Raw genomic sequence first — 9,498 nt, 5'->3', positions numbered from 1 at the left:
CTGGGGGATCACGTCCAGGCGCTCTTCCACGGCCGGTTTGCCGATAAAACTTACCAGTTTGGTGACCAGGCGCCGTTCCCATTTGGGGTAGCGAGCATCGGTGCGGGCCGGTGCCTGGCCATCACAGAACAGAATCGGTACCTGGGCGCGCTCCAGCAGGTCGTCGAGAAAGTGCTGCCAGCGGTCTTCGCTGGACAGGTCCACCACCCACAGATCCAGGGCGTCAGGTTCCAGCCAGCGGCCTTCCAGAGCGTCCGGTTCGGTGCTGACCAGTACCTGATAGCCCTGGCCCTTTACCGCACTGGATAGCAGGTGCCCCTGCAATGTGCTGTCGGCAATCACGCCGACACGGCCGGGCGCGGTCATCCGTTATCCGTTTCCTGCAGTTCACCCAGCAGTTCGCGAATGGTAGACAGCAGCTCGTTCTCCTGGAACGGTTTGCCCATGTAGCAGTTCACGCCAATGTCGAAAGCCCGCTCGCGGTGTTTCTCACCGGTGCGGGAGGTGATCATGATGATCGGTACGTCCTGCAGTCGGCTGTCGTGGCGTACATGGGTGGCGACTTCGAAACCGTCCATGCGCGGCATTTCGATATCCAGCAGCATCACATCCGGGCGAATATCTTCCAGCTTGGCGATGGCGTCGATGCCGTCTTTGGCGGTGACCACTTCGTAGCCATTGCGCTCCAGCAGGCGGGTGGTCACCTTGCGCACGGTAACCGAGTCATCGGTGACCATGACCAGCGGCGTGTCACGCTGCGGCAGCGCGTCTTCCTCTGGCTCCTGGGGCAGTGTCGGCACCACCTCGCCGGACGCCAGAGCCGTGGTCTGCACGTGGGCCGCACGGATCAGGGAGTGGATATCCAGAATGATCACCACGGAACCATCCCCGAGGATGGTGGCGCCGCTGATGCCGGCTACCGTGGCCAGCTGCGGGCCCACCGCTTTCACTACCACTTCGCGGGAGCCGACCAGGTCGTCTACCACGATGGCCACCGTGTGTTCGGTGCTGCGAATCAGCAGTACCGGCATGGGGGTGGTCTGGTTTTCCAGGTGTGGCACCCGGTTGCCGTGCACAAAGTGGCCCAGGTACTGCAGTTCGTAATCCTGGCCCACATAGGTGTAAACCGGGTTCTCTTCCTCGAAGTAGTGCTGCAGTTCGAACGGACTGATCCGCACGATACCTTCGATCTGGTTCAGCGGAATCGCGTAGGAGTCCTCCGCCGCCTTCACCATCAGGGCGCGGTTCATGGCCAGGGTAAACGGCAGGCGGATGATGAAGCGAGTGCCCTGCCCTTTACGGGAGTCGATGGTGACCGAGCCGCCCATCTGCTTGATTTCACTGGCGACCACATCCATGCCTACGCCGCGCCCGGAAATCTGGGTCACGGCGGCGGCGGTGGAGAAGCCGGCGTGGAAGATGAACTGCTGAATTTCCTGCTCGGAAAGTTGCGCGTCGGCGGCGATCAGGCCTCGCTCGATGGCTTTTTGGCGCACCGCATCGGTATCGATGCCTTTGCCGTCGTCGGACAGGGTGATGACCACCTCGCCCCCTTCACGACCCAGTTCCAGGTTGATGCGGCCGGTGCCGTCCTTGCCGGCAGACTGACGGCCTTCGCGGGTTTCGATGCCGTGGTCCACGGCATTACGCAGCATATGCTCCAGCGGGGCGACCACTCGCTCCATCAGGGAGCGGTCCAGTTCGCCTTCCGGGTTGAGCACATCGAAGTCCACGCGCTTGTCCACTTCGCCGGAAATCTGCCGAACGATACGACGCAGGCGCGGCACCAGGCGGCTGAAGGGCACCATGCGGGTGCGCATCAGTTTTTCCTGCAGCTCGGTGTTGATGCGTGCCTGCTGCAGCAGCAGGGTTTCGGTGTCCTTGTTGCGATCCAGCAGGGTGTTCTTCAAATCCAGCAAGTCCGAGGCGGACTCGGACAGCTGCTTGGTGATCTGGTGCAGCTCGGAGTACTGGTCCATTTCCAGCGGATCGAAGTCCTCGTCGTATTCGCCCAGATCCACGCCCTTCTGGTAGTTGGACATGATCTGCGCTTCGGTTTCCGAATCCAGCCGGCGTAGCTGTTCGTAAAGGCGCTGCACCGTGTTGCCCATCTCTTCCACGTTGAAGGCGAACTCGGTGATGCCCTGCTCCACCCGGCCACGGTTGATGGAGGTCTCCCCTGCCAGGTTGACCAGAGCCTCCAGCACATCTGCGCCAACCCGTACCATTTCCTGCGGTTGCGCCTGGTTCTGGCGCTGGCGCCGGTCGTCTTTCTGCGGCTGCTGTGGCGCCGGCTGCTTGTCGGTGGCTGCCGGTAAGGTGCTGGCCGGTGCTGCGGCATCCGGAGTCTCTGCGACCGGAGCGCGGGTTTGTGCGGCCGCAGCGACGGACTCCATGCCCCGATTGATCTGGTCGTGCCAATCCAGCATGGGCTGGAAGTCGCTCTGGGCGGGCGTCTGGCGACGGCTTTCCAGGTCCAGCAAATAGGTTTCGAAATCGTGGCTGATGTCGCCCAGCTGTTTGAGGCCGGCCAGCCGTGCGCCTCCTTTCAGGGTGTGCAGCGCCCGTTTCAGATCGTCGATAAAGTCGGTGCTTTCCGGATGATCTTTCCAGGAGGTCAGGCAGGCATCGATGATGTCCGACAGTTCTTCGGACTCTTCCAGGAAAATTTCCAGAATTTCCGGGTCGCTGTCCGATTGCCATACGTCATCGGCGGCAGACGTTACTGGTGCCGGTGTGTCGTCATCGCTCACCGACGCGGTGGTTTCTTGGATGGCGGGTTGAGCGGCAGGCGTCGCCGCCATGGCGGGCAGGGTGAAGCCTGCCGGATCGGCCACATAACCATGGATGGCAGTGATCAGTACGTCGCCACTGGGCAATGGCCGGTTGGCTTTCAGGGCTTCTACCATTTCCGCCAGCTGGTCGTGGCAGCGGTGGAGCAGATCAAACAAGGCGGGCTCAATGGCCAGCTGGCTCTGGGCCAGGCCTTCGTACAGGGTTTCCAGTTCGTGGCCCAGGTCACCCAGTTCCGGCACTTCGGCCATGCGGGCACCACCCTTTAGGGTGTGCAGATCCCGTTGCAGGGATTGCAGCTCAATCAGATTGTCCTGTTGGCTGATCCACAATTCCAGGCTGTTGCCGGCGGATTCGAGAATTTCATCCGCTTCTTCCAGGAAAATGTCCACCAGCTCCGGGTCACGCTCCGGTTGAGGGGGCGCATCGGTGGGCTCGGGCGCGTCCTCAACCGCAACGGGCGCGGGGGCGTCTGTGGCATCGGTGAGGGGGGCACTCGAGCGGTCGTCAAATCCGCCAGTGTCGGCGGGCTGCGTGTTGGCATCGTCGACGCTGGTGGTGATCGGGCCGGGGGCTTCGCCACGAATGAACGCCTGAATGGCGGCCACCAGTGCCGGTGCATCGGCCGGAGTGGTGTTGGCCTGCAGGTTTTCGATCATCACTGCCAGGCTGTCATGGCACTGATGCAGCAGCTGGAACAGGGCAGCATCAGACTCCAGTTGCCCGGCGTTATAGCCTTCGTAGAGGTTTTCCAGTTCGTGGGCCAGATCGCCTACCGGGGCAACACCGGCCATGCGGGCGCCGCCCTTCAGGGTGTGCAGATCGCGCTGCAGGCTGCTCACATTACTGCTGTCGCCGGCTTCCCACTGGTCAAGAATGTGGCTGGCAGACTCGAGAATTTCTTCGGCCTCTTCCAGGAACAGTTCGACCAGCTCCGGGTCCAGGTGGGCTTCGTAGCGGCTGCTGTCTGCCGTGTCGTCAGGTTGCTCCGTAGCGGCGGCTGTATTGCTCTGCTCAGTGTCGCCGCTGTCGATGGGCAGTCCGCCGCCGGGGCCGCCGTCCGGGCCGTCGCTTTCGGCCAGCTCGCGCAGGGCATCCACCAGTCCCAGTTCCGGGCGTACGGTCTGGCCAGCAGCCAGGCAGTCCATCATGTTCATCAGCGCGTCCTGACCTTCGCCGGCCAGGGCAAAAAGACGTTCGCTGTACGGCAGCCGGCCGTTTTCCACCGCGCTGTAGCAGCCTGCCAGGGCCGCGGCCAGGTCATGAATTTCGCTGAGACCGGCGGTGGTGGCGCTGTTGGACAGCAGCTCCAGTTCGTCGCGCAGACGTACCAGTTCATCGGTGTGCGCGGGGTGTTGGGCCCACTGGCTGAGCAGTTGCTCTGCATCCACGATCAGGTCCATGCCTTCGGACAGGAACACGGAAAGGATGTGCGGGTCCGGGCCGGCGCTGCCGGTGTCCTGCAACTGATCGCGTTGTTGATTCAGTGACTGGATCAGGGCGTCGGCGCCGGGCAGATGGGCCGGCGGGGTCGGGTCCATCTGCTCCAGGCTGGTGAGAATCAGGTCGTGGCTCTGAGCCAGCAGGTCCACCTGTTGCTGGCTGGCGCGGCGGTTGCTGCTGATCAGGTCCCGGGCCAGTTTTTCGGCCGGCTCGGCCACTTCGGCCACGGCTTCGATTTCAGCCATGCGCGCACTGCCCTTTAGGGTATGCAGGGCGCGATGCACGCTGTCATCGACCTGATGCTCGGACAGGTCCGGGTCGTTGCTGGCCAGCCATTGAGCGATCAGGGCGAGATTGCGGCGGGCCTCGCTGGAAAAGATTTCCAGCAGGACGGGGTCCGGCCCGTCTTCTCGGCTGTCATCGTCAGGGGCATCGTCGCTCATGTCGGGAATATCGGACAGGCTCTCAGCGGCGCTCTTGCTGGTGCTGGTTTCGTAGTCCGGTTCCTGCTCGGGCAGATCCAGGGTGATGCTGTCGTCGATGTCGGTGAGGTCGTTGTCTACGGACAGCAGCTGGATGTCATCGCTGCTGTCACCTTCGTCCCATGGGTCCAGGGTGTCTTCACTGGCGGCGGCGTCAAACGCGGCCAGGTCTTCCGCAGACAGGCTGTTGTCGGCGGAGGTGGCGTCTGCGTTTTCAGCGGACGGCAGCTCGGTGAGCTCCAGGCTGTCGCTGTCGGGGTCGCCCTGTTCGTCTGCTTCCAGCGCGATGGTGTCCTGGGCATCCAGGCTGATATCAGCGCTAGGGTCTGTCGCGTCGCCGTCGACGCTTTCTGCGGCTTCTTCGCTTGTGCTGTCGGCAGCGCCGACAACAGGGACTTCGTCGATCTGGCCGCCGGCGGCCAGGGTATCGGCGGCATCGGCCAGGGGTTGTACATCAAACGGGTCCGGCTGGCGCAGGGTAAAGGCATCAACCAGGGCCGGCACGCGATTACGGACTTCCTGCACCAGGGCGATCAGCACGGCGGTGGGCACAATGGTGCGATCGATGACCCGGTTCAGCATGTTTTCCACGGACCAGCCCAGTTCGCCCACGGTGCTGGCACCGACCATGCGACCGGAGCCTTTCAGGGTGTGGAAGGCGCGGCGGAATTCCACCAGGGACTCTTCGTCGCTGGTGTTGGCGGCCCAGCGCGGGAAGTATTCGTCCAGGGCGTCCAGTACTTCGCCCACTTCTTCCTGGAAGATCTCGATGATTTCGTCATCGATCAGGTTGTCGTCATCGTCTTCCGGGGAGGCGTCGGCGCTGACGACGACGTGGCCTTCAGGCTCTGCCGGTGCGGTGATTTCCAGCGTGGGGTCGAGCAGCTCGTCATCATTGCTGCTGTCGAAATCCGGCGCGTCGTCGTCACTGGCCAGCGGCTGCAGTTCCAGGGTGGCGTCTTCTTCCGGCTCGGCGTTGTCGGTTTCGTCGTCGGGCAGCTCGCTGTTGGCAGAGAAGCCGGACCAGGCATCCACATCGTGCTCGGCAACGGCGCTGGTGTCGGCGTCGTCGTGCGGGGTGTCCAGTTCCGCTTGTTCCAGTTCAATGCGTTCTACATCGATAGCGTTATCGGTGAAGTCCTGCTCTTCTTCCAGCGGGTAGCCGAGTGCTTCCACACTGGCTCGCGCCAGCTGCAGAATATCGTCGGTGGTGGCCGGATCGTCGCTGAGACGTTCCAGGTAATATTCCACCGAGGTGATGGCGTCGGCCAGGGTGTCCATGCTGCGCCAGTCCGGTTTGGGCTGGTCCGCTTGCAGCAGCTTTTCTTCGATGAACTGGACGCACTGGCGCAAAATCAGCGCGGGCTTGCTCAGCTGGATCACATCCAGGCCACCGCGGACCGCATTGAGGCGCTCCGGTACCACTTGCAGCGGATCGGTATTCCACTGCGAGGCAATGAATTCCACGATGCCGTCTTTGGCTTCTTCCAGCCCGGCGCGGCATTCGCGCAGCACCGCGTCCATGGCCTGGCCCACATGGCTGGGCATGTCATCGCCCTGGCCGTTGTAGCTTCGTGCATTGCGCTGGTCGCCACTGATGCCGGCCAGGGTCGCTTCCACGTAGAGCAGGGCCCCGGCGATATCCATCAGGCTTTCGCGTTCGGCGGGTGCGTTGCCGGCGACGATATCTTCCATGGCGTGGAGTTGTTCTTCCACCAGTGCCCGGGGCTGGCCCAGGCCCAGTACGGCCACGGTGTCGGCCACCTGCTTCAGGGTCAGGGTGAGCGGTTGCAGCTTGCTGGTATCGGTGTCACCACTGTGAACAAAGCTTTCCAGGGCGTCTTTGACGGTGGTCAGTTCTTCAGAAAGCGCCTGCACCACGGAGTTCATGGCCTGGGCATCCGGGCCGGTCATCCGTTGTCGTTCTTCGTTGACCAGATCATCGGAGGGCAGCGCGTCATCCAGCCGGAAACGGGCTTTTATGTCGCGGATACGCGGGCTGTCCACATCGGCCTTGGCCACGTAGTAGAGCAGGTTCTTGAGCAGTTCTGTGGGGGCGGGACGGTTCAGGCTGGCCGCGCCCTCCACGGCCAGTTCCCGCAGGTTGCGGTCCACGTGACCGAGCATCAGTTTCACTGAGGTGCCAAGGATGATGGCGTCTTCAGAGAGGCCCTCCACCAGCGCATTGCTGATGGACCACAGCGGTGCCCGTGGCGCATCGCCGGTGATCTGTTCCAGTTTGGTGAAGACCTTGGCCATGTAGCCCAGGTTTTCGCCCATGTTGTCGTTGCGCAGCACGCCGAGCAGGGCGATCTGGAACATCTGACGAACTTTTTTCGCCAGCAGGATAAAGCGCGGGTCGTTGAGCAGGTCGTCAGGAATCTGGCCCTGGCCGGTGGCGTCGGTGAGGTCCGGTTTGAACAGGGAGGTTTCCGACAACAGGGATTCACCGCGGGCGGCACGCAGGTCGTTGAGCAGCGGCAGCAGTACCACGGGCAGATCACGGCGGTTGCTGGCGACCCGGTCCAGGTACGGCGGCAATTGCAGGATCGCCCGCATCAGGGTTTCCTGGCTGTCGGTCACATTGCCCACGTTGCCCTCGAGCAGTGCCTGCGCCAGTTTTTCCATTTCCTCGGCGAGCAGCGCCGCACCGTAGAACTCCACCATCTGCAAGGTGCCGTACACCTGGTGCAGGTGGGTCTGGCAGAAACGCATACGGGTAGCGTCGTCCGGGTTGTCCACGAACGATTCCAGTGCCTGTTGCGCCTGGTTCAGGGTTTCCTGGATTTCCCCGCGAACCCAGTCCAGAGCCAGATAGTCGTGACGGTCACTCATGACGTCTCCTGTCATACTCAAACCTGCCGTCACTGCGGGCAGGTTTCTGTAATACGCAGCACGTAACATGCAGCACGCCTCATGCAGGTCATTCCTGTATGGGTGCCGCCCCAAGCGTTTTTCTTTTTCGTGCGCTGCGTGTTGCGTGCAGCTTGTTGTTTTATGTCTTATCTACAGCGCCGGAATGCCAACGTATCAGCAAAATGAATGCGTTCCAGATCCGGATGTTGCCAATCGGTCACTTCCCCGGGCCCGAGTACCAGGATGCCTCCCGGTGCGAGCCGTTCCGCCAGCCGGTTCACAATCTGGCGTTTACGCCAGCGGCGGAAGTAAATCAGCATGTTCTGACAAAAAATCAGGTCCATGTTGTTCATCGGTGCCGTGCTGAGGTCCAGCACGTTGAGCCGCGCGAAGCAGATGCGTTCGCGCAGTGCTCCGGTGATCGTTACGGTTTGCCCGTTCCCCGTGGGCTCGAAATACTTGTCCCGCAACAGTGGATCGACCTGCAATACCCGGCGCGCGGCGTATTCGCCTTTGCGGGCCTTGGCCAGGGTGGGCAGGCTGATATCGGTGGCGGTGATGCCGTAGAACAGCTTTCGCTCGCTGGCGGAAAACTGTTCGTTGATCATCATGGCGAGGGAATAAGCTTCCTCGCCGGTGGAGCACCCCACGCTCCACACATCCAGGCTGGCACCATCCGGCTGTTCGGCCATGAAGCGCTGGGTGAACTCTTCCACCAGTGCGTAGGAGCCGGGATGCCGGAAGAAGCTGGTTTCCTGAACGGTGAGACGGTCCACCAGCACCGACCATTCCATGGCCCGCGACTGGGTTGAGCCCACCATCAGGTGTTCGTAATAGGTGTCGTAGTCCTCGATGCCCAGCTCGCGCATGCGAATGTTCAAGCTGGTTTCGAGGAAGGTCTTGCGTTCGTTGGACAGCGTCATGCCGGTGCGGTCTTCAAGCAGCGCCTGCCATAGCTGGAACTGCTCCGCATCCATGGCGGGCGTGCTTTTGATCGACCAGCGATCTGTCACTGCAGCACCCATGGCACGTCTCCCGAGACCGGCTCAGGCCGGATCAGGAGTGCTCCGGCAGGCGGAAGCCGGCAACGGAGTTACGCATTTCCTGGGCCATCTCGGCCAGGTTACCAATAGACCGTGCTGTCGCAGTGGTACCGGCAGAGGTCTGTGAGGTAATTTCCTGGATCACGTTCATGGTGTTGGAAATGTGACCCGCGGAGGCTGCCTGCTGGCGCGCCGCGTTGGAGATGTTCTGGATCAGGTCCGCCAGGGTCTTGGATACGTTCTCGATTTCTTCCAGTGCCACACCCGCGTCCTGTGCCAGGCGTGCCCCTTTCACTACCTCGGCAGTGGTGGCTTCCATGGAGATAACCGCTTCGTTGGTATCGGTCTGAATGGTTTTTACCAGGGTTTCAATCTGCTTGGTTGCCGCCGCGGAACGTTCCGCCAGGCGTTGTACCTCATCCGCAACCACCGCGAAGCCCCGGCCGGCTTCGCCGGCCATGGACGCCTGAATGGCGGCGTTCAAGGCGAGGATGTTGGTCTGGTCGGCGATGTCGTTAATCAGGGATACGATGTCACCAATTTCCTGGGAGGATTCACCCAGACGCTTGATCCGTTTGGAGGTTTCCTGGATCTGTTCGCGAATGGTGTCCATGCCGTGGATGGTGGCCTGTACCACTTCGGCGCCCTTGTTGGCGATGGCTACCGCCCGTTCCGCTACCGCTGCCGATTCGGCGGCGTTGGCGGATACCTGGTCAATGGAGACCGCCATTTCGTTTACCGCGGCGGAGGCGCCGGCGATTTCCTGGGCCTGGTGCTCGGACGCTTCGGCCAGATGCATCGCCGTGGACTGGGTCTCCTGGGCCGCCGAGGCCACCTGTACCGCTGAGTTGTTGATCGTCTGTACCAGGCTGCGCAGCTGG

At 62.2% G+C, this 9,498-nt stretch carries 3 protein-coding genes and 1 pseudogene; all 4 read right to left on the bottom strand.

Translation table 11 applies throughout. The features are described from left to right. A pseudogene (locus tag A3730_RS29255) lies at positions 1-366 on the bottom strand (chemotaxis protein CheB); the annotation flags it as partial. Next, positions 363-7,553: an Hpt domain-containing protein gene (locus tag A3730_RS29250; RefSeq protein ID WP_063539444.1), complete on the bottom strand. Its 7,191-nt coding sequence runs from the start codon at positions 7,551-7,553 to the stop codon at positions 363-365. The pseudogene A3730_RS29255 and the gene A3730_RS29250, both read right to left, overlap by 4 nt. 167 nt (positions 7,554-7,720) lie before the next feature. Beyond that, positions 7,721-8,599 carry a protein-glutamate O-methyltransferase CheR gene (locus tag A3730_RS29245; protein ID WP_063519387.1) on the bottom strand — a complete coding sequence of 293 codons (879 nt, stop codon included), beginning with the start codon at positions 8,597-8,599 and terminating at the stop codon, positions 7,721-7,723. Positions 8,600-8,630: 31 nt separating this feature from the next. Then, on the bottom strand, positions 8,631-9,498 hold an 868-nt coding region (locus A3730_RS29240), incomplete at its 5' end, for a methyl-accepting chemotaxis protein (RefSeq protein WP_197477765.1).

It is taken from the genome of Alcanivorax sp. HI0044, from assembly GCF_001634945.1.
Note: the sequence above shows the minus strand (reverse complement) of the source record. Positions and strands in the feature narration are given on the sequence as shown.

Excerpts from the sequence above, each read along its gene's own strand:
- A3730_RS29250 (WP_063539444.1), bottom strand. The coding sequence starts at position 7,553 with ATGAGTGACCGTCACGACTATCTGGCTCTGGACTGGGTTCGCGGGGAA.
- A3730_RS29245 (WP_063519387.1), bottom strand. The coding sequence starts at position 8,599 with ATGGGTGCTGCAGTGACAGATCGCTGGTCGATCAAAAGCACGCCCGCC.